This window comes from Cryobacterium serini (genome assembly GCF_004404025.1).
Taxonomy (GTDB): Bacteria; Actinomycetota; Actinomycetes; order Actinomycetales; family Microbacteriaceae; genus Cryobacterium; species Cryobacterium serini.
This window is the reverse complement of the sequence record NZ_SOHN01000011.1, coordinates 133,208-154,478: the sequence shown is the minus strand read 5'-3', so window position 1 is coordinate 154,478 and position 21,271 is coordinate 133,208. Positions and strand designations below refer to the sequence as shown.

17 protein-coding genes are annotated in these 21,271 nt (G+C 63.2%); 14 read left to right on the top strand and 3 right to left on the bottom strand.

The window, feature by feature from the left end; translation table 11 throughout:
- Positions 1-27 precede the first annotated feature (27 nt).
- Complete coding sequence (locus tag E3T51_RS17140) at positions 28-315, bottom strand: hypothetical protein (protein WP_233205995.1); 288 nt, start codon at positions 313-315, stop codon at positions 28-30.
- Between E3T51_RS17140 and E3T51_RS17135 the strand changes: the two genes are divergently transcribed.
- Positions 304-579, top strand: coding sequence for a hypothetical protein (locus E3T51_RS17135; RefSeq protein WP_233205994.1), 276 nt, complete (start codon positions 304-306; stop codon positions 577-579). The genes E3T51_RS17140 and E3T51_RS17135 overlap by 12 nt on opposite strands.
- Positions 580-657: 78 nt before the next feature.
- Here the strand turns inward: E3T51_RS17135 and E3T51_RS09950 are convergent, their stop codons facing one another.
- Positions 658-1,542 (bottom strand): spermidine synthase, encoded by an 885-nt coding sequence (locus tag E3T51_RS09950; protein ID WP_134529691.1) that lies wholly within the window; start codon positions 1,540-1,542, stop codon positions 658-660.
- A 338-nt stretch (positions 1,543-1,880) separates the two neighbouring features.
- On the opposite strand from E3T51_RS09950, the gene rpoB reads away from it, so the two are divergent.
- From rpoB to E3T51_RS09890, 12 genes are all read left to right on the top strand, one after another.
- Entirely contained in the window at positions 1,881-5,372 is a 3,492-nt protein-coding gene (gene rpoB, locus E3T51_RS09945) for a DNA-directed RNA polymerase subunit beta (protein ID WP_104193447.1), read from the top strand.
- 42 nt (positions 5,373-5,414) lie between these two features.
- A complete protein-coding gene (locus E3T51_RS09940) occupies positions 5,415-9,338 on the top strand; it encodes a DNA-directed RNA polymerase subunit beta' (RefSeq protein ID WP_134529690.1) in 3,924 nt (1,307 codons plus the stop codon).
- A gap of 228 nt (positions 9,339-9,566) precedes the next feature.
- Complete coding sequence (locus E3T51_RS09935; RefSeq protein WP_134529689.1) at positions 9,567-11,237, top strand: GspE/PulE family protein; 1,671 nt, start codon at positions 9,567-9,569, stop codon at positions 11,235-11,237.
- 18 nt (positions 11,238-11,255) lie between these two features.
- Positions 11,256-12,488, top strand: coding sequence for a type IV pilus twitching motility protein PilT (locus E3T51_RS09930; RefSeq protein ID WP_174844583.1), 1,233 nt, complete (start codon positions 11,256-11,258; stop codon positions 12,486-12,488).
- Positions 12,485-13,714, top strand: coding sequence for a type II secretion system F family protein (locus E3T51_RS09925; protein WP_134529688.1), 1,230 nt, complete (start codon positions 12,485-12,487; stop codon positions 13,712-13,714). The genes E3T51_RS09930 and E3T51_RS09925 overlap by 4 nt, the downstream gene beginning before the upstream one ends.
- Before the next feature lie 149 nt (positions 13,715-13,863).
- Positions 13,864-14,295, top strand: a complete 432-nt coding sequence (locus E3T51_RS16900) for a type IV pilin protein (protein ID WP_134529687.1) — start codon at positions 13,864-13,866, stop codon at positions 14,293-14,295.
- Between the two features lie 36 nt (positions 14,296-14,331).
- On the top strand, positions 14,332-14,766 hold the full coding sequence (locus E3T51_RS09915) for a type II secretion system protein (protein ID WP_134529686.1): 435 nt from the start codon (positions 14,332-14,334) through the stop codon (positions 14,764-14,766).
- A 47-nt stretch (positions 14,767-14,813) separates the two neighbouring features.
- Entirely contained in the window at positions 14,814-15,341 is a 528-nt protein-coding gene (locus tag E3T51_RS09910; protein ID WP_134529685.1) for a hypothetical protein, read from the top strand.
- Positions 15,332-16,738, top strand: a complete 1,407-nt coding sequence (locus E3T51_RS09905) for a polymer-forming cytoskeletal protein (protein ID WP_134529684.1) — start codon at positions 15,332-15,334, stop codon at positions 16,736-16,738. The genes E3T51_RS09910 and E3T51_RS09905 overlap by 10 nt, the downstream gene beginning before the upstream one ends.
- A gap of 6 nt (positions 16,739-16,744) precedes the next feature.
- On the top strand, positions 16,745-17,833 hold the full coding sequence (gene pilM / locus E3T51_RS09900; protein WP_134529683.1) for a type IV pilus assembly protein PilM: 1,089 nt from the start codon (positions 16,745-16,747) through the stop codon (positions 17,831-17,833).
- Positions 17,830-18,498: a hypothetical protein gene (locus tag E3T51_RS09895; protein WP_134529682.1), complete on the top strand. Its 669-nt coding sequence runs from the start codon at positions 17,830-17,832 to the stop codon at positions 18,496-18,498. The genes pilM and E3T51_RS09895 overlap by 4 nt, the downstream gene beginning before the upstream one ends.
- On the top strand, positions 18,495-19,130 hold the full coding sequence (locus E3T51_RS09890; RefSeq protein ID WP_134529681.1) for a type IV pilus inner membrane component PilO: 636 nt from the start codon (positions 18,495-18,497) through the stop codon (positions 19,128-19,130). Before E3T51_RS09895 ends, E3T51_RS09890 begins: the two co-directional genes overlap by 4 nt.
- A gap of 14 nt (positions 19,131-19,144) precedes the next feature.
- On the opposite strand, the gene E3T51_RS09885 is transcribed toward E3T51_RS09890, so the two are convergent.
- The gene (locus E3T51_RS09885; protein ID WP_134529680.1) at positions 19,145-19,576 is read right to left on the bottom strand and encodes an EAL domain-containing protein; all 432 of its coding nucleotides are present in this window, start codon (positions 19,574-19,576) and stop codon (positions 19,145-19,147) included.
- A 531-nt stretch (positions 19,577-20,107) separates the two neighbouring features.
- On the opposite strand from E3T51_RS09885, the gene E3T51_RS09880 reads away from it, so the two are divergent.
- Entirely contained in the window at positions 20,108-21,271 is a 1,164-nt protein-coding gene (locus E3T51_RS09880; protein WP_241989251.1) for a serine/threonine-protein kinase, read from the top strand.

Genomic DNA, 21,271 nt, shown 5'->3' with positions numbered 1-21,271 from the left:
TGACGTGCCGACATCGAATTGCAGGAGTTATGCGCGAAGGGGACTGGTCCCACGGGCCGCGATGTGCGACTCGACTACCGCAACGGCGAGCAGTGAACTGTCGAGTTCGTCGGCATCGGCGCCGTCTTTCTCGCGCAGAAACACGGCCGCGGTGAAGTCTGCAAGCGCACCTTCGAGGTTGCCCTGGTCGAAGTACACCTTGCCGCGGTGCTGCCGGGCATAGGCGGCTAGTCGGGTCCACTCGTGTACCTCAGAATCGAGGATGCAGTGGGTCAGTTCGCTCGCGGCCTCGTCGAGTTTGCCTTGAAACTGCAAAACCTGGGCGCGACGGATGCGGCTGGCCACCGCCTGTTCCCGGTTGCCGGTGAAGCGGGACTGGCGCAGCGCCTCATTCGCGATCTCCCAGGCTTCGTCGAGCCGACCGACCAGGCGCAGCAGTGCGACCTTTTCATTGAGGGCGGCCAGGCTGCGCAGGTTACCGAGTTCGACGAGCCGCTCGCCGGCGGCCAGCAGGTCGACTTTTTCGCGCAGCGTGATGGGATCGTAACCAATGATGAAACTCAGGGAGTGTTCCTGTAATGACGAAGGCGGCCGAGGCCGCGCGGGAGAGGAGTGGTATCCCCAGAGTACTGCCGCGACCGCGAAACCGGTCGCAGGCTAGTGCCCGATCTGAAAGACGGTGCGACCGGGCAGGGGCGACTGCGTGGAGGTCTCATCCGTCGCCACGAGTGAACCGGCCATGAACGCTTTCAGCTCCGCACCCTCGATCACCTTTGCTGGATGCGGTCCGTTCGCGAGCAGCCGAGGGATCCAGTTGAGGTCAATCGGGGTATGCGCTGCGACGAAGACGATGTTGCCGAAGCGGCGGCCCTTGAGCACCTGTGTCTCGGCAAATCCGATCACGTGCGAAAACACGGCCGAGAGGGTTGCGGCCTGGCCACGCGCGAACGCGAGGCCGGGGCCATCCGCGACGTTGACGGCGAGCACGCCGCGCGGCGACAGCAGGGGAGCGGCAAGAGCAAAGAATTCGCGACTTGTGACGTGTTTCGGGGTGCGCGCCCCCGAGAAGATGTCGACCACGACGAGGTCGACCGCGCCGTGCAGCCCGGCGGGCAGCTTGCCGAGCACCTCGCGGGCATCGCCGTGGCGCACACGCAGCTGGGCCCGTTTGTCCCACGGCAAAACCTGCCGCACGAGGTCGATCAGGTCGCTCTCGATCTCGACGACCTGCTGGCGGGAGCCCGGCCGGGTCGCCTCCACGTAGCGTGGCAGGGTCAGTGCACCCGCACCGAGGTGCACGGCGGTGATTGGCTCGTGCGGGTCGCCGAGCAGGTCGATCACGTGCCCGATGCGCTGGATGTACTCGAAGAACAACTCATCGGGGTGGTCGATGTTTACATGCGACTGAGGCGTGCCGTCGACGACGAGCTGAAAGCTGCCGGGGGTGAACCGATCCGGTTCAATTACCGCCGTGTGTCCGCTTAACTTCAAGACGACAGACGGATGCTCGTCCGTTGCCTCACCCTTACGCCCAGTACTCATAGTTCCAGTCTGCGCCCTCGCTGCGCGCGATCTGCGCTTACCGTCCGTTCCGAGAGCGTACAAAGTACCGCTTTGCGGTTGCCAAGCGGATACTTCTTGCGCTGTGGTGAGTAGTGCGACGGGTTATACCTGAGAATTTGCACATTCGCAAGATTGGGGTGGACATGTCGCAACAGGGGGCATATAGTTGATCCTTGCGCTCCCAGACAAACTATGCCTTCATATTGCGGTCGGCTTTGCGTGTTCAAGCCACCTTGAGGCACACCTCTTACGAGGGTCTGCGGAGTCATCACCAATAACAGTAACTAGACCTGACGGGGTCCACGGAGGTTATTTCCTTGGCTGCTGCGCGCAACGCAACCACCAATTCACCCAAGAACGGCCGCTCAGCTGAGCGTCTGTCGTTCGCAAAGATCAGCGACCACTTGAACGTTCCGGATCTGCTTGCTTTGCAGACCGAGAGCTTCGACTGGCTCGTCGGCAACGACATCTGGAAGGCTCGCGTCGCCGAGGCCCAGAAAGCCGGACGCCAGGACCTGCCGAATCGCACCGGGCTCGATGAGATCTTCGAGGAGATCTCTCCCATCGAAGACCTCGGCGAAACGATGCAGCTGTCGTTCACCAACCCGGAGCTCGAGCCGGAGAAGTACACCATCGATGAGTGCAAGGAAAAGGGTAAGACCTACTCCGCACCCCTCTACGTGAACGCTGAGTTCATGAACCACCTCACCGGTGAGATCAAGACTCAGACCGTGTTCATGGGCGACTTCCCGTTGATGACCCCCAAGGGTACCTTCGTGATCAACGGCACCGAGCGTGTCGTCGTGTCGCAGCTGGTGCGCTCCCCGGGAGTGTATTTCAACCGCGAGCAGGAGAAAACGTCTGACAAGGACATTTACTCCGCCCGTGTCATTCCGAGCCGTGGTGCCTGGCTTGAATTCGAGATCGACAAGCGCGACCAGGTTGGCGTGCGCATCGACCGCAAGCGCAAGCAGTCCGTGACCGTGTTCTTGAAAGCTCTCGGCCTCACTTCCGAGGAGATCCTCGAAGAGTTCAAGGGCTACGCGTCCATCGAGCTCACCCTCGAGAAGGACAACATCCTCACCAAGGAAGAAGCCCTCAAGGACATCTACCGCAAGCTTCGTCCCGGCGAGCAGGTTGCCGCCGAGGCTGCGCGTGCGCTGCTCGACAACTTCTTCTTCAACTCCAAGCGCTACGACCTGGCCAAGGTTGGTCGTTACAAGATCAACCGCAAGCTCGGCCTCGAAGCCCCGCTGAGTGACTCCGTACTGACGCTCCAGGACATCCTGGCCACGATCAAGTACCTCGTCGCCCTGCACGACAACCAGACCACCCTTCCGGGCCTGCGCGACGGCAAGATGACCGACATCAACATCGACATCGACGACATCGACCACTTTGGTAACCGTCGGATCCGTGCCGTTGGCGAGCTCATCCAGAACCAGGTGCGCACCGGCCTGTCCCGGATGGAGCGCGTTGTTCGCGAGCGGATGACCACGCAGGACATCGAAGCGATCACCCCGCAGACCCTGATCAACGTGCGCCCCGTCGTCGCCGCGATCAAGGAGTTCTTCGGTACGTCGCAGCTCTCGCAGTTCATGGACCAGAACAACCCACTCGCAGGCCTCACGCATAAGCGTCGCCTCAGCGCGCTGGGCCCGGGTGGTCTGTCCCGTGACCGCGCCGGCGTCGAAGTGCGAGACGTTCACCCCTCGCACTACGGCCGCATGTGCCCCATTGAGACCCCGGAAGGCCCGAACATCGGCCTGATCGGTTCGCTCGCCTCGTTCGCGCAGATCAATGCGTTTGGCTTCATCGAGACGCCGTACCGTCGTGTGCTCAATAACAAGGTCACCGAGACGATCGACTACCTCACCGCGAGCGAAGAGGACGACTTCATCGTCGCCCAGGCCAACGCGCCGCTCACGAAGGACTCGCACTTTGCCGAGGCCCGCGTGCTTGCTCGTAAGAAGGGTGGCGAGGTCGACCTCGTTCCCGCTGAAGACATCGGCTACATGGATGTCTCGCCGCGCCAGATGGTGTCGGTCGCGACCAGCCTCATCCCGTTTCTCGAGCACGACGATGCAAACCGCGCGCTCATGGGTGCCAACATGCAGCGTCAGGCGGTACCGCTGCTCCTTTCCGACAGCCCGCTCGTCGGAACCGGCATGGAGGTCTACACGGCCATCGACGCCGGCGACGTGCTCACCGCAGCCAAGCCCGGTGTGGTCTCCGAGGTGTCGGCCGACGTCGTCACCATTCAGCTCGATGAGGGCGGCACGCAGGACTACTACCTGCGCAAGTTCAGCCGCTCCAACCAGGGCACGAGCTTCAACCACCGCGTGATCGTCAACGCCGGTGAGCGCATCGAAGCCGGCGAGGTCATCGCCGACGGACCCGCCACCGACCAGGGCGAGCTTGCCCTCGGAAAAAACCTGCTCGTGGCATTCATGCCGTGGGAAGGCTACAACTTCGAGGACGCGATCATCCTGAGCCAGAACCTGGTGAAAGACGACACCCTCTCCTCGATTCACATCGAAGAGTACGAAGTGGATGCCCGCGACACCAAGCTGGGTAAGGAAGAGATCACTCGCGACCTTCCCAACGTGTCTCCGGACTTCCTCGCCGACCTCGACGAGCGTGGCATCATTCGCATCGGAGCCGAGGTTCGCCCCGGCGACATCCTCGTCGGCAAGGTCACGCCCAAGGGCGAGACCGAGCTCTCTGCCGAGGAGCGTCTGCTGCGCGCCATCTTCAACGAGAAGAGTCGCGAAGTTCGCGACACGAGCTTGAAGGTTCCCCACGGTGAGCGCGGCACCATCATCGGTGTCAAGGTGTTCGACTCGCAGGACGGCGACGACGAGCTCGGCTCGGGCGTCAACCAGCGCGTGGTCGTGTTCATCGCCCAGAAGCGCAAGATCACTGAGGGTGACAAGCTCGCCGGCCGTCACGGCAACAAGGGTGTCATCTCCCGCATTCTGCCGATCGAGGACATGCCGTTCCTCGCCGACGGAACCCCGGTCGACATCATCCTCAACCCGCTCGGCATCCCCGGTCGCATGAACTTCGGCCAGGTGCTCGAAACACACCTCGGCTGGATTGCGAAGCAGGGCTGGAACGTCGAGGGTAAGCCGAAATGGGCTGCTCGTCTTCCGGAGCACGCCTTCAGTGCCGCCCCCGGCACGAAGGTCGCCACCCCGGTATTCGACGGTGCGCTCGAGATCGAGATCGAGGGTCTTCTGGACTCCACGACTCTGACCCGCGACGGCGAACGCCTCATCGGTTCCACCGGAAAGACCCAGCTCTTCGACGGCCGCTCCGGCGAGCCGTTCCCGATGCCGGTGTCCGTTGGATACATGTACATCCTGAAGCTCCACCACCTCGTCGACGACAAGATCCACGCTCGTTCGACCGGCCCGTACTCCATGATCACGCAGCAGCCGCTGGGTGGTAAGGCGCAGTTCGGTGGACAGCGTTTCGGTGAGATGGAGGTGTGGGCGCTCGAAGCATACGGAGCCGCTTACGCCCTGCAGGAACTCCTGACCATCAAATCTGACGATATCCTCGGCCGCGTCAAGGTGTACGAAGCCATCGTCAAGGGTGAGAACATCCAGGAACCCGGTATTCCCGAGAGCTTCAAGGTTCTTATCAAGGAAATGCAGTCGCTGTGCTTGAACGTCGAGGTGCTCTCGGCCGATGGCACCGCAGTCAGCCTGCGCGACACGGACGACGAGGTGTTCCGTGCTGCGGAAGAGCTCGGCATCAACATTTCCACCCGGTTTGAGTCGTCGTCCATCGACGACATCTAAGCCCGGACCAAAGAAACTTCGAAAACTTTCCAAGGAGAGAAATTGCTCGACGTAACAACATTTGACGAGCTTCGTATTGGCCTGGCTACCGCTGACGACATCCGTCGTTGGTCGCACGGTGAGGTCAAGAAGCCCGAAACCATCAACTACCGCACGCTCAAGCCGGAAAAAGACGGCTTGTTCGGTGAACAGATCTTCGGACCCTCACGGGACTGGGAATGCTCGTGCGGCAAGTACAAGCGTGTTCGCTTCAAAGGCATCGTCTGCGAGCGTTGCGGTGTAGAGGTCACGAAGTCGTCGGTGCGCCGTGAGCGCATGGGCCACATCGAACTTGCTGCCCCGGTCACGCACATCTGGTACTTCAAGGGTGTGCCCTCGCGTCTCGGTTACCTGCTGGACATGGCTCCGAAGGACCTCGAAAAGGTCATCTACTTCGCCGCATACATGGTCATCACGGTTGACGAAGACGGTCGCCACCAGGACATGCCTGGCCTCGAGAACGAGCTGCGTCTCGAACTCAAGACCATTGAGTCCAGCCGCGACTCGCGCATCGCTGATCGCCTGCAGCGCCTCGAAACCGACCTCGCAGCACTGGAGGCCGAAGGCGCCAAGAGCGACCAGAAGAAGCGCACGAAAGACGCCGCCGAAAAGGAAATGGGCCAGGTTCGCAAGTCCCTGGACGAGCAGATCGCTCACCTCGAACGCGTGTGGGAAGATTTCCGCACCCTCAAGGTCGGCGACCTGAAGCCGGAAGATTCCGTCTTCCACGAGCTCCAGGACCGTTTCGGCATGTACTTCGAGGCCTACATGGGCGCCGAAGCCATCAAGAAGCGTCTTGAGGCCTTCGACCTGGTCACCGAGAGCGAAAACCTGCACCTGCAGATCGCCGAGGGCAAGGGTCAGAAGAAGATCCGTGCCATCAAGCGTTTGCGCGTGGTGAACGCGTTCATCATGACCGGCAACTCGCCGGCCGGAATGGTGCTCGACGTCGTACCCGTGCTCCCGCCGGAACTGCGCCCGATGGTGCAGCTCGACGGTGGCCGTTTCGCCACAAGCGACCTGAACGACCTCTACCGTCGTGTGATCAACCGCAACAACCGCCTGCGTCGTCTGCTTGACCTCGGTGCTCCCGAGATCATCGTGAACAACGAAAAGCGGATGCTGCAGGAAGCCGTCGACGCACTGTTCGACAACGGTCGTCGCGGTCGCCCGGTCACCGGTACCGGTAACCGCGCCTTGAAGTCCCTGAGCGACATGCTCAAGGGAAAGCAGGGTCGGTTCCGTCAGAACCTGCTCGGCAAGCGCGTGGACTACTCGGGCCGTTCGGTCATCGTGGTCGGCCCGCAGCTCAAGCTGCACCAGTGTGGTCTGCCCAAGCAGATGGCACTCGAGCTGTTCAAGCCGTTCGTGATCAAGCGCCTGATCGATCTGAGCCACGCTCAGAACATCAAGGCCGCCAAGCGCATGGTCGAGAGGAGCCGCCCGCAGGTCTGGGACGTGCTCGAGGAGATCATCCGCGAGCGCCCTGTCATGCTCAACCGTGCACCCACCCTGCACCGCCTGGGTATCCAGGCCTTCGAGCCTCAGCTCGTTGAAGGTAAGGCAATCCAGCTGCACCCGCTCGTCTGCGCGGCGTTCAACGCCGACTTCGACGGTGACCAGATGGCTGTCCACCTTCCGCTTTCTGTTGAGGCCCAGGCCGAGGCACGCATCCTGATGCTCGCCTCGAACAACATTCTCAAGCCCTCTGACGGCCGCCCGGTGACCCTGCCCACCCAGGACATGATCATCGGTCTGCACCACCTCACCACGATGAAGGAAGGTGTGGTCGGAGAAGGCCGCGCATTCTCCACCGTGTCAGAGGCCATCCTCGCGTTCGACCAGAAGACGCTCGACCTGAACGCCAAGGTGCGCATCCGCTTGACCGACAAGTTCTTCACCGAGGGCACCCAGCCCGAGGGCGTCGAACTGGTCAACGGCCAGGCTGCCGGCACCGTTCTGGTCACCACGAGCCTTGGTCGCGCCATCTTCAACGAGGCGCTTCCGGCTGACTACCCGTACTTCGAAGACGTTGCCAACAAGGTCACCATGTCGACCATTGTCAACGACCTCGCGGAGCGGTACGTCAAGGTGGAGGTCGCTGCAACCCTCGACCGGATCAAGGATGCCGGTTTCTACTGGGCAACCCGTTCCGGCGTGACCGTTGCGCTCAGCGACATCCTGACGCCTCCAAACAAGAAGGAGATCGTCGCCGGCTACGAGAAGCAGGCCGCCAAGGTTCAGGCACAGTTCGAGAAGGGTCTCACGACCGACCTCGAGCGTCGCCAGGAGCTTATCCAGATCTGGACCCGTGCCACGGAAGACGTCGCCGCAGCAATGCAGGCGAACTTCCCGGCCGACAACACCATCAACCGCATGGTCACCTCTGGTGCTCGTGGTAACTGGCTGCAGGTGCGAAACATCGCCGGCATGCGAGGCCTCGTGAACAACCCGAAGGGTGAGATCATCCCTCGCCCGATCATCTCGAGCTACCGCGAAGGCCTGTCCGTCGCCGAGTACTTCATTGCTACTCACGGTGCTCGTAAGGGACTGGCCGACACGGCTCTGCGTACCGCCGACTCGGGATACCTCACCCGCCGTCTCGTGGACGTCTCGCAGGATGTCATCATCCGCGAAGACGACTGCGGCACGACGAAGGGTCTCGAACTGCCCATCGCCGGAACCGATGCAACGACCGGTGCGCTCCTGCGCGACGAAGACGGCGGCCTTCTGGTCGACTTCAACGTCGAGAACGCGGTCTACGCCCGCAGCCTGGCCGCAGCCGCGGTCAACGCTGCCGGTGAGGTCATCGCCGACGCCGGAGACGACGTCGGAGACGTGCTTATCGCCAAGCTCATTGCCGGTGGTGTCGAAACCATCAAGGTGCGCTCGGTACTCACCTGTGAGTCGGCCGTCGGTGTGTGTGCGGTCTGCTACGGCCGTTCGCTCGCCACGGGTCAGCTTGTCGACATCGGTGAGGCCGTCGGTATCATCGCCGCGCAGTCCATCGGTGAGCCCGGCACCCAGCTGACCATGCGTACCTTCCACACGGGTGGGTCGGCATCCGCTGACGACATCACCCAGGGTCTGCCGCGTGTCCAGGAGCTGTTCGAGGCGCGTACCCCCAAGGGTGCGTCACCCATCGTCGACTCCGCCGGACGCATTACGATCGAGGATTCGGACAAGGGCCGCAAGGTCATCCTGACCCCCGACAATGGCGACGAAGCAATCGCCTACCCGGTGCTGAAGCGTTCGACCCTCCTGGTCGAGGACGGTCAGCACGTCGACCTCGGACAGCAGATCATCATCGGCGCCGTCGACCCGAAGGAAGTTCTTCGCGTCAAGGGTGTTCGCGCGGTGCAGAAGCACCTCGTCTCCGGTGTGCAGGAGGTCTACCGTTCGCAGGGCGTACCGATTCACGACAAGCACATTGAGGTCATCGTTCGCCAGATGCTTCGCAAGGTGACCGTCGTTGAACACGGAGACACCGGGCTGCTTCCGGGCGAGCTCGTTGACCGGTTGAAGTACAACGACCTCAACCGCACCGCGCTCACCGAAGGCAAGAAGACGGCATCCGCTCGCCAGGAGGTCATGGGTATCACCAAGGCATCGCTGGCGACCGAGTCCTGGCTGTCGGCCGCTTCCTTCCAGGAGACCACCCGGGTTCTGACCCAGGCGGCCATGGAAGGCAAGAGCGACCCGCTGATGGGCCTCAAGGAGAACGTCATCATCGGTAAGTTGATCCCGGCCGGCACCGGCCTTCCCCGCTACCGCGACGTTAGCGTCGAGGCAACGGAGGAAGCCAAGGCTGAGCGTTACCCGAACCGCATCTTCACCGAAGATGCCACGTTCAATGAGGGTGACCTGAGCTTCGTCGACTTCGACAGCTTCTCGTCGGACGACCTGAGTCCGGGTACGTACAACTAGCAACTCGAATAACTGATCGGCAGCATTACACGGATGGCCCCTGCTTCGGCAGGGGCCATCCGTCGTTTAAGTGACCTTCGACGGGCTGGTGAGCGGATGCCGCAGACCCGCCCCCGCGCCGCCCCGGGCCGCCCGGGCCCCGTCCGCAAAAGGGACGGTCGGGGAGAGGGCGAGGGGGACGTATACTCGAGTTTTAGAGTACATGTAACCAGTTCGGGGGAGAACCGCGTGGCAACCCTGACCGAGATTCTAATCCTGCACGGTCTGCTTCCGATCGAAGCTCTCGACACCCTGTTAGCGGGGGATCCAGCCGATGAAGGCGCTGTTCGGCGGCTTGTCGACAGCGGAGTGATCACCGAGCTGCAGTTCGCGAAGGCGCGAGCGGCCCAGGCCAACCTCCCATTTGTCGAACTGCTCGAGTATGCGGTCGAGGCGAGTGCCCTCGCCCTCGTGTCGCCGCTGGTTTGTCGTCGACACGAAGTGCTGCCGATCGGAATTGAGGGCGGGCGGCTCGTGCTCGCAATGGTGGATCCCGGTAACGTGTTCGCGCTCGACGATGTCGGTGAAGCCGCTCGAATGCGGGTGTCTCCGATGGTGGCCGAACGCAGCGACCTGCTCGCGGCAATCGCGCGCTTTCATCGCGCCGATGACGAACTCAGTAACCTCACCACTGCACTCGAGGAGGAGAACGATTCGAGTAAGTCGGCGTCTGAGGCGTCCGATGAGGCGAGCGACGATGCCGCACCCATTGTGCGCTTCGTCAATTTGCTGGTGAGCCAGGCCATTCAGGACAAGGCCAGCGATATTCACATCGAACCCGGTGAAGCCAGCCTGCGGGTGCGATACCGCATCGACGGTGTTCTGCACGAGATGCCGAGCGCACCGAAGAGCATTCAGAACGGCGTCATCAGCCGCTTGAAAATCATGGCAGATATCGACATCGCTGAGCGCCGCAAACCGCAGGACGGCCGGATGTCGGTCAGTCACGGTGGCCGCAAGATCGACCTGCGCGTGGCCACCCTGCCGACGGTCTGGGGCGAGAAGGTCGTCATGCGTATCCTCGATAATTCGACCACGAGCATGGACCTGCGCGACCTCTCCCTGCTCGACCACAACTTTGACGCCTTCAAGACGGCGTACTCGAAGCCGTACGGAATGATCCTGGTGACCGGGCCCACCGGGTCTGGCAAGTCGACGACCCTGTACACGACCCTGTATTCGGTGGCTCGCCCGGAGATCAACGTGATCACCGTCGAAGATCCGGTGGAGTACCGCATGGCCGGCATCAACCAGGTGCAGGTGAACCCGAAGGCGGGACTCACCTTCGCGAGTGCCCTGCGCAGCATTCTGCGGTGCGATCCCGATGTCGTTCTGCTCGGCGAGATTCGCGACCACGAGACCGCCCAGATCGCTATCGAGGCAGCGCTCACCGGCCACCTCGTGCTCTCCACCCTGCACACCAACAATGCGCCGAGCGCGATCACGCGCCTCACCGAAATGGGAATCGAACCCTTTCTGGTGGGCAGCGCGCTCGACTGCGTCGTCGCCCAGCGCCTGGCCCGCCGCCTGTGCGAACGCTGCAAACTTCCGGACCTGCGGAGCCGGGAGCAGCTTGCACACCTGCGATTTCCGCTCGAGCCGGGGTTGGCGCTGCCCGTCATCTACCAAGCGAACGGATGCGCCAGCTGCTCCAATACCGGCTATCGCGGGCGGCTTGCCGTGCACGAGGTGATGACGGTAACCGAAGAGATCGAACGGCTGTGCGTGGCGCGTGCGTCGAGCGCTGAGATCGCGCACACCGCCCAGGAGCAGGGAATGGTCAGCCTCCGGGACGATGGCTGGGCCAAAGTCGGGCTCGGGTTTACCTCGGTGGACGAAATTCTGCGAGTGGTCGCTTAGGTCGAAAGGACAGTCACGATGAGTCAGGAAATTTACGAGATTCCGGTCACGCTGCCGGGCGTCGCTGCGAAAAGCTGGCCGCTCGACGACCCCGATCTCGACGTCGGGCCGGACCCCGCGCTGGTCGCGGCGCTGCGCGAGGTCGTCGTTCAGAGCGCCTCCGACCTACACGTGACGGTGGGTGCGCCGCCGTGCATCCGCCTCGACGGCGGGCTGCGGCCGATTGCGGGAGCCGCGGTGTGGAAGCGTGACAAAGTCGCCACGGCGTTGTTCAGCCTGCTGACCACCGAACAGCGGCGCCAGTTCGCAGAGGAACTCGAGCTCGACTTCGCCTACACGACCGCGGGAGCCCGGTTTCGGGTGAATTACTTTCAGCAACGGGGAAGCGTGGGCGGCGCGTTTCGCCTGATTCCGGGGGAGATCAAACAGCTCAGCGAGCTCGGTGTGCCCGATGCGGTGGGCCAGTTCGCCCAGCTGGCCCGAGGCCTGGTGCTCGTGACCGGTCCCACCGGATCGGGCAAATCAACGACCCTGGCCGCGCTCATCGACCTGGTCAACCGCACCCGTGCCGACCATATCGTCACGGTGGAAGACCCGATCGAGTTTCTGCACCAGCACCAAAAATCCCTGATCAACCAGCGTGAGGTCGGCCACGACACGCACAGTTTCGCATCCGCTCTCAAACACGTGCTGCGGCAGGACCCCGACGTGATTCTTATCGGCGAGCTGCGCGACCTCGAGACGGTCTCGGTGGCCTTGACCGCAGCCGAGACGGGTCACCTGGTGTTCGCGACCCTGCACACCCAAGACGCCGCTCAGACCATCGACCGGGTCATCGACGTGTTTCCTCCGTACCAGCAGGGGCAGGTGCGGGCCCAGCTGGCTGCGACCCTGCAGGGCGTCGTCTGCCAGACCCTGGTGAAGAAGGTCGGCGGTGGCCGGGTCGTCGCGACCGAAATTCTCATCGTCACGCCGGCCGTCGCCAACCTCATTCGCGAGGGCAAGACCTACCAGATCGCCTCAGCCATGCAGGCCGGACGAGCCCTGGGTATGCACACTATGGACCAGCACCTCGCCGATCTCGTCAACACCGGGTCGATCACCCGCAAGGCTGCTGAAGACAAAGCGCAGGACCAGGAAAGCCTCGCCCAACTGATTCGCAAATCGGACAGCAGCGACCTCGCCGCCGGGCCGTCGGGGTTTGACGGCATCGACTTTGGCGACTCGTACTCCAACCGGGAACAGCAATGACCGCCAGTGGTGTTTTCGCGTACAAGGGCCGCACCGCGGTCGGCAAAATCGTCACCGGTCGACTGGATGCCGCCTCCGAGAACGCCGCAATGCAGCGCCTGCGCGGCATGGGGCTCGCGCCGATCTCGGTGGCCGAGGTCAACGTGGGTACCGGGCTGAAACGAGAAGTGCGCATACCCGGTTTCAGCAAGGGCATCGGGCTGAAGGACCTCGCCGTCATGAGCCGACAGATGGCGACCATGACCAGTGCCGGTCTGTCCCTGCTGCGTACCCTGAACATCCTTTCGGAGCAGACCGAGAACCCTCAACTTGCCCGCGTTCTGGCGACCATTCGTTCCGAGGTGGAGACCGGGTCGTCGCTTTCCGAGGCGATGACGAAACATGCCACGGTGTTTCCCCCAATCATGATCAACCTCGTGCGGGCCGGGGAGACCGGCGGTTTTCTTGAAAGCTCACTCACCTCGGTGGCCGCCAACTTCGAGTCGGAGGTGAAGCTGCGCGACACGATCAAATCGGCGCTCGCCTATCCGGTCGTGGTGCTCATCATGGCCGTGCTTGCCGTAATCGGCATGCTGATCTTCATCGTGCCGGTGTTCGAGAAGATGTTCGCGGGCCTCGGCGGGGAGTTGCCGCTGCCGACCCAGTTTCTCGTGGTGCTGTCGAAAATGATGGTCTGGCTGGGGCCGCTGCTGCTCGTGCTCGGCGCCGCCTTTGCGTTCTGGTGGCGCACCAACAAGAACACCGAAGCGGTTCGTCGCCGGGTCGACCCGTTCAAGCTCAAGTTGCCGGTGTTCGGGCCCTTGCTCATGAAGCTCGCCATTGCGCGGTTCAGCCGAAACTTCTCGACCATGATCGCCGCCGGCGTACCCATCTTGCAGTCGCTGGCCATTGTCGGCGAGACGAGCGGAAACTGGGTGATTGAATCCGCGCTGCGCAAGGTGGCCGAGTCGGTGCGCCAAGGCGGGTCGATCGCCGGGCCGCTGGCGCAGGCGCCGATCTTTCCCCCTATGGTCGTGCAGATGATCGCCGTCGGCGAAGACGCGGGCGCCCTCGAGCAGATGCTCGCCAAGGTTGCTGACTTCTACGACCAGGAGGTGCAGGCCACCACCGAGCAGCTCACGGCACTCATCGAGCCGCTGATGATCGCGTTCATCGGAGTGGTGATCGGCGGCATGATCGTCGCCCTCTATCTGCCCATGTTCAGCATCTTTGAATACGTGAAATAGCCGGTCTGAGATTGCTGGCATAAGTTTTCGAGATACCCCCCAATTAAGGGTGGAAAACCGTAAGATCAGAGCAAGTGAGAATGTCACATTTCCCATATTCCCACTTTTCCCAGCCCGCAGCAGTTCCACAGCATAAGGAAACCACGCTCATGATCCGACCCCTGATCCACCGCACCCTGCACGCACTCTCCCGCACCCGCACGGCGATTCGAGAGCGGCAACAGGGCTTCACCCTCATCGAGCTGCTCGTAGTCGTGCTCATCATCGGCGTGCTCGCCGCCGTGGCGATTCCGATCTTCCTCAGCCAGCAGGAGGGCGCCAAGGACAGCGCCGTCAAGGCCCAGATCACCCAGGCGAAGACCGCCGTTGTCGCCGAGATTGTCACCAAGGGATACCCTGCGAGCCTCGATGCCGCGAGCGCGTACACCAAGAGCAAAGACGTCACCGTGGTGCTGACCGGGTCAGCCACCGCCTTCTGCATCAAGGGAACATTCAAGGATTCCGATCACTCCTTCGCCATCGATGACAACGGCGCCGCACTCGAAGGCACCTGTAGCGCCGCCTTCCTCGCGGGTCCGTAACCGCGCTGTCGTTACCCATTGGTGAAAGGGGGAACCATGCCCACGCCGCTGAAACGCAACCCGAAACCGTGCAACGAGGGTGGATTCGGAGTGGTCGAAATCGTCGTGGGCATGTTCCTCATCGGACTCTTAGCCGTCGCCTTTCTACCGATTCTCGTGCAGAGTGTGCGCGTCTCCGACACGAACGTGACCATCGCCGAGGCGACCCAGGTTGTTGCCCAGCAACTGGAGCGGGTCGGGGCGGCCGGGTCGAGCTGCTCAGCGGTCAAGGCCGTCACCGCGAGCGTTCCGGCGGCGGTGGAAACGAAACGTGGTTTCCTGCAACCGCACTTGAGGCTCAACCTGCCGTCCACCGACGTCTGCGCCGAGCCTTACCTACGCGTCGTGCAGATGAGGGTGTGGGCATCGGCCGTCGGGTCGAACGACGAACTGGCTGCCGCGGAAACCCTCATTCTGTTGGATGCGCCATGACTTGCTGCGCGACGTCAGCTTCGCGCCCCCTGGACTCGGGATACACCTTGATCGAACTTCTTGTCTACGTGAGTTTTACCGTGGTGGTACTCACGATCATCGGTGGCATGCTGATCAGCTCGGTGGGAACAGAACGGGACGTGCGCAGCACGACCGAGGCGACCAACCTCGGACAGCTGATCAGTCGCTCGGTGCAGGTCGGGGTGCGTAACGCGTCGCAGGTCTCGCTGCAGAGCATCGACGACACCCAGTTTCTGGTGGCGCGAACCGCGGGCGGCGCCACCCCCGTGGTCTGGTCGTGCCAGGCATGGTTCTACACGCCGATTGACGGCGGCTCGCTGTACACGAAGCGCACTTCACCGGCGAGTCTCATCACCGCACCCGTTTCTGGTGATCTGGGTAGCTGGATCAAGTTGGGCGACGGCGTCAGCACGACCGGTGCATCGGTCTTCGGCGGGGTAAACGACCGCATCACCGTAGCCCTCACCCTCGACGCCGGCGCGCAAAAACCCGTGGTCGTCAACACGACGGTGACGCCGCGCACACTCGCAACGATTGGTGAACCATGCTTGTGAAACGCGACGGTGCCAGCGGTGAGGACGGCAGCGCACTCATGGCCGTCATCGGCGTCATGGGGGTGATGATCGTCATCACCCTCACCCTGACCACGGCCACGCTGTACTCCCTTGATTTCACGCGCAGCACTCGTGCCTCGGTGCAATCGGTGGCGGCCGCCGAAAGCGGTGTCAGCGCGGCCGAGCTTAGTTTGACCCAAGGCACCTGCCTGCCAAGCTACTCGCGATCCTCACCGCAATTCACAGCCGAGGTGGCATATTCCCTGAGCTCGACCGACAACGTCTGGGTGGCGGGCTGCCCCGCTGCCGGCGTCGCGGCTGTGCGCTTGCGCGTTGAGTCGACCGGCAGCTCGTTGACCGGGGCGGCGTCGGATAGAGCCCGGGTCGAGGCGATCTTCGAGTACGAGTCAGCCGTGCCCCCGGGCGTGCAGCCAAGCGGCGCGGCCATGTACCTCTATGGCGGGGTCGTGTTCATGAACAATGCCGACCTGCTCGTGGCCGAGTCAGGTCGGGCAGCCATCCAGGTAAAGAACGGAAACGTATCGTGCTCCAATAACACGGTGATCGAGGGTGATGTAGTCGTTTCGGCCGGCAGCCTCAATATCGGCGGATGCTCCATCGAGGGTAACGCGTGGGCCACCGGCGCCGCGACACTCGGCGCCGTAACGGGCAACCTCACCGCGGCGAGCGTGAACCTGACGGCGGCCCAACGGGCCAGCAGGATCGGCGGCGTCTACACGCGCTATACCGTCGGAACACCGATTCCCACGGTGCCGCCCTGGGTCGATCTCAATTACACACCGGGCGACTGGATCGACGCCAGCGGAGTGCCCTATAAGGTTTCGTCAATCGGTGCTAGCTGCACCATCGACGCGAGCACTCTGGCTGCGACCGCGAACGGTGGCAAACCGGTCATTATCAACGCTCTGGCTGCGTGTGCCTCCGGTGTCACGGCCGTCGGCACGGTAAAGCTCACCTCCGATGTCGTGATATTCGCCAATAAATTCACCTTCGTCAACAACGTGCATTTTCAGTCCTCGTCGACGTCTCGACACAAAGTCTGGTTCATCACGCCCGACCTGGTGGCCGACAGTCTGCCCACCTGCGGCGCGTCGCAGGGCGACTTCTTGATGAAGAACAGTTTCACGGTAGCGCCCACACTCGACGCCATGACCTACACACCCTGCCGGTTCAACGCCATGAATAATTTCGAGTGGCGCGGCCAGCTCTATGCGAACGGGGCCAACGACTTCAAGAACAACACCCGGTTCGAATCTGCGCCGCTCGGCCTGCCGGGAATCGACCTCGACACGGGCACGGTGACCGTCGGCGGCTCGGCTGGCACCGTTCCCCGGCTGGGAAACATGACGTCAATGAGGGACCTGAGTGATGGATAGAACACCATGACGCGCCACGTCGTCGGCATCGACATTGGGCGGGCTTCGCTGCGGGCGGTCGAACTGGCCGATGCTGATCGGGAGCAGCCGACCATTGTGCGATTCCATGAGGAGGCGTTGCCCGACGGCGCCGTGGGACGCGGCGAGGTACTCGAGCCCAACACGGTCGCCTCGCAGCTGAAACGGTTGTGGGCGGGTGGCAAATTCACCAGCAAGAATGTCGTCATCGGCATGGGAAACCATCGGGTGGTTGCTCGAGATCTGACCGTTCCGGCGCAGTCGATTCGCGGCATCCGTGAGTCGTTGCCGTTTCAGGTGCAGGATCTGCTTTCCGTTCCGGTGTCTGAGGCCCTGCTGGACTTTTACCCGATCAAGGCCGTTCCCGGCGATGGCCCGTCGGGGCCGCAGCTCAACGGACTGCTGATCGCCGCGGTCAAGGAAGTGGTTTTGCGAAACGTTCGGGCGGTGCAGTTGGCCGGGCTCAACCCGGTCGCGGTCGATTTGATTCCGTTCGCCCTCAGCCGTGCCATTCGTCGGGGCCGCCCCGCCGACGATGTGGTTGCGCAGATCGACGTCGGAGCCGGTACCACCAGCATCGTGATCACCGCGTGCGGAGTGCCCCAGTTCGTGCGGCTCATTCCAGCCGGCGGTGACGACCTCACCCAGGCGCTCACAGCGCGGCTCGACCTGCCCGTCGATCAAGCGGAGGCCCTTAAACGCGCCTCCAGCATCGGCTCAAGTGGGTCGCTCCCGGGCAGGTCAGCGGATGCCGCCGAGCCGCCCGATATCGCGGCGACTGCCGCGCTCGTCATTCACGAGGGCGTGAGTGAACTGCTCGCCAGCCTGCGTAACACCGTGAACTACTTCATCCACACCCGGAGCGACCTGCCCGTGACCCGTATCGTTCTCACCGGGGGTGGAGCACGGCTGGGCGGGTTTGCCGCGCAACTCGCCGAACTCACCCGATTGCCGGTCGCACCGCCGAACCCGACCGGTGGCCTCGCCGTTGGTCGGGGAGTCGACGCCGAGCGGCTGGCGAATTCGGGCGGCGACTATCTCGTCGCGCTCGGTCTCGCATTGGGACGTACGTCATGAGCGCCCAGAACACCGATCACGACCCGGTCATCGGCGGTGACCCCCGGGTTGACCTGCTGCCGCCCGAAATCACGGCGGAACACAAAGGGCGCCGGCTGCGGCGAGGCCTTGCCGTCGCGGTCGTCGCGGTCATGCTCGTCACGGGCGCCGGCATCGCGGCCGCTACCTGGGAAGCCGAGCGCAGCCAGGCCAGCCTCGCCGTCGTGCAGGCACGCACGACCGAACTTTTGGCGGCGCAGGGCGAGTACATCGAGGTGCGTCGGGCGCAGGAGGAAGTCGACGTGACGGTCGAGGCCCGTCGGCTGGCGGCATCCGTTGACGTCGACTGGAATGCCTACCTTCAGCAGATTCGCGTTCGCCTGCCCGGTGACGTCGTGATCGGCGCCGTGGTTCTCGATGCGGGTTCGCCGTGGGTGCCGTACGTGCAGGCGACCGTGCCGCTTCAGCCGATCCGGGTGGCGACGATCAGCCTCACCCTGACCAGTCCGACCCTGCCCAGTGTTCCCGTTTGGCTCGAGGCGATGGCGACCCTGCCCGGATACGCCGACAGCGCCCCGACCCGGGTGACGATGCTCGACTCCGGTGCGTATGAGGTCAGTCTCACCCTGCACGTCAACGCCGAGGCGTTCTCCAACCGATTCGCAGAAGCGGAGGTCAGCCAGTGACGACGACGAAGTGGTGGCTGGTCGGGGCGATGCTCATCATCGCGCTCGTCGTGCTGGCCGGGTTCACCCTCGGGATATCGCCCAAGCTGGAAGAGGTGAGCGCCACCCGCGCGACCCGAACCGCAGCCCTCGCCCAGAACGAGGTCTACGAGCTGCAGCTCGCGGCCCTGCAGCGTCAATTCGACGGCCTGGAAACAGTGCAGGACGAACTTGCGGTATTGCGGGCAGCAATCCCGGAGGGCGCGGCCCTTCCCGCTTTTATCGGCCAGCTCGATGCTATCGCCGGTCGCACGTCGGTCACTGTGACTGAGTTCTCGTCGGCCGACGCGATGCCTTACCTGCCGGTCGTGCCCGACGCGAGCGCGCCGGACTCGACCGCGCCGGGCACCGACGGCGCTGGTTCAGCGGCGCCGAGCCCGCTGGTGACCGCCGAGAATTTCATTGCCGTGCCGGTCACGATCTCCGTCGCCGGCGGTTTCGATGCCGTGCTGGAATTTCTTGACGGCGTGCAAAACGCACAGCGCCTGATGACGGTTACCTCGTTCAGCTCGGGTATGCCCAGTGCTGATACTCCCAACCGGGTGACGGGCCAAATCGCGGGGATCGTCTACGTGCTTCTCAACGCGGGCTGAGGTTACAGCGGCCGTCACGTGTGCGAGACGAGGGTGGGCTGGGCAGCGGGTGATGGCCGGGCGAAGTAATAACCCTGGCCGTACCGGCAGCCCATCTCGCGCAATAGATCGCGCTGACCCTCCGTCTCGATACCTTCGGCGACGACATCGAGGTGGAGCGCATCGGCCAGCCTGAGGATTCCTTCCACCATGCCGCGATCACGGCTGGACTTTTCGATGCCGCGGATGGATGTCATATCGATCTTGAGCCAGTCGAAGGTAAATGTGCGCAATTGAGTGAAGGATGAATACCCGGTACCGAAATCATCGATAGCCCAGCGCACCCCTAGCTCGCGGAGTTCCTGAAGACTCGCGGCGGCAGAATCCATAGCCTCGACCACCTCGCTTTCGTTCAACTCGCGGCAGAGCCGCCGCGCAGTGACACCGCGCTCGTGTTCGTCGAAGATTCTGAACTCACCGGGGCCCTGTTTTTTGCCAGGTACATGGCCTGGTCGGCGTCACGCAGCAGCGCTTCAGCATCGGCGGTGCCTGTGCCGAAGACGACACCGATGCTGGCGTCGATTGAGCAAAGGAGTCGGTTGGGCAGAGCGGTCAGACCATGGCCATTCCCGGGGGAGAGGACTCGAAAGCTGCCTCGAACCGGGCACGGGAGGCGGATGCGTCGTGCTCGGCGGTGCGGAGGGCGGTGACATCCGTGACCGCGGCCAGGGCACATGCGCCGAACGATATTTTAACGTTGGGTCCACGAGCGCCCCGAAGCAACGCGCGGTTGCTTTGGCCTGCGCCAACGGGAACGAAGCACCGTTAATTTGCGGGCCAACTACGCAGAGATAAAGTCTCAACCAGAGCGGGTGCACCCCCATTTTGGGGGTGTACCACATGCCCCGATCGGCCATGGGGTCGGGCGGCATCGTTAAGCTTGATCTCGAGACCAGCTGAGTCTTTGCGAGCCAACACAAAGACGCACCATAGAAACAATGCAGGTCGGGGGAACGATGGGTAGGCGGCTTCCTTCTGCTCCGCCCGTTTTGTCGGGCTACACCTACGTGCGCCCCCTCGGTACCGGCGGATTTGCCGACGTTTTTTTATTCGAACAGAACATGCCCCGCCGTTCCGTTGCGGTCAAAGTGCTGCTGCAGGACATCGTCGACGACGACGTGTTGCGCTCATTCAACGCCGAAGCCGATGTCATGGCGCGGCTCAGTTCGCATCCGTCCATTCTCACCGTGTATAACGCCAGCATCTCTGCCGATGGCCGCCCGTACCTGGTCATGGAATTCTGCCCCGGCTCCTATTCCTCTCGCGAACGTGCGGAACCGCTTCCGATAACGACCGTGCTGAGCGTCGCCGTGCGCATCGCCTGTGCCCTTGAGACGGCGCATCGCTCCAAGGTGCTGCACCGCGACATCAAGCCGTCCAACATTCTCACCACCACCTTCGGAGGGCCGGTGCTCGGCGACTTCGGCATCGCCGCCTCCCTGGCCGGCGGCGCTCGAGACGAGTTGTTCGCCATGTCGCTGCCTTGGAGCGCACCCGAGGTCGTCGACGAACGCACCACCGGCACGGTAGCGACCGAGGTCTGGTCATTCGGCGCCACCATCTACTCGCTTCTGGCCGACAGGGCGCCGTTCGAACTGCCCGCGGGGTCCAACGGGTCGCGCGTGCAACTGAAACAGCGCATTGGCCGAGCGAAATACACCAGCATCGGGCGAGCGGATGCTCCCGCCTCCCTCGATAGGGCCCTCGCCCGCATGATGAGTCGTGACCCCGCGGCGCGCCAAACGAGCATGCTCGAATGTGCCCACGACCTGCAGCGCGTGGAGCGGGACCTCGGGCTGCCCCTCACCGCGCTGGAGGTAGCCGACGAAGCCTGGGCATCCGCTGGTGCACCGGTGGACTTTGACAACCACGAAGCTCGCGGCGCTGTCATCTCCGATGTCATTATCCCCACCCTGCGCCCTGGCGCCAGGCGCAACCCTCGCAACCCGGCATCCGAGACCCGCGAGGGCACCCTGCTCGGCGATCACGACACCGGGCGCACGCGATTTACGCCGCTCACGTTGGGTCTGGTTCTGTCTGGCGCCGTCGTCGCGGGCGTCTGCGCCACCATCGGTGTCCTCATGATCGCCGGTGTGATCTGA

Coding starts and splice junctions, on each gene's coding strand:
- E3T51_RS09950 (WP_134529691.1), bottom strand. CDS start 1,542: ATGAGTACTGGGCGTAAGGGTGAGGCAACGGACGAGCATCCGTCTGTC.
- E3T51_RS09930 (WP_174844583.1), top strand. CDS start 11,256: ATGAGTCAGGAAATTTACGAGATTCCGGTCACGCTGCCGGGCGTCGCT.
- E3T51_RS09925 (WP_134529688.1), top strand. CDS start 12,485: ATGACCGCCAGTGGTGTTTTCGCGTACAAGGGCCGCACCGCGGTCGGC.
- E3T51_RS16900 (WP_134529687.1), top strand. CDS start 13,864: ATGATCCGACCCCTGATCCACCGCACCCTGCACGCACTCTCCCGCACC.
- E3T51_RS09915 (WP_134529686.1), top strand. CDS start 14,332: ATGCCCACGCCGCTGAAACGCAACCCGAAACCGTGCAACGAGGGTGGA.
- E3T51_RS09905 (WP_134529684.1), top strand. CDS start 15,332: ATGCTTGTGAAACGCGACGGTGCCAGCGGTGAGGACGGCAGCGCACTC.
- pilM (WP_134529683.1), top strand. CDS start 16,745: ATGACGCGCCACGTCGTCGGCATCGACATTGGGCGGGCTTCGCTGCGG.
- E3T51_RS09895 (WP_134529682.1), top strand. CDS start 17,830: ATGAGCGCCCAGAACACCGATCACGACCCGGTCATCGGCGGTGACCCC.
- E3T51_RS09880 (WP_241989251.1), top strand. CDS start 20,108: ATGCAGGTCGGGGGAACGATGGGTAGGCGGCTTCCTTCTGCTCCGCCC.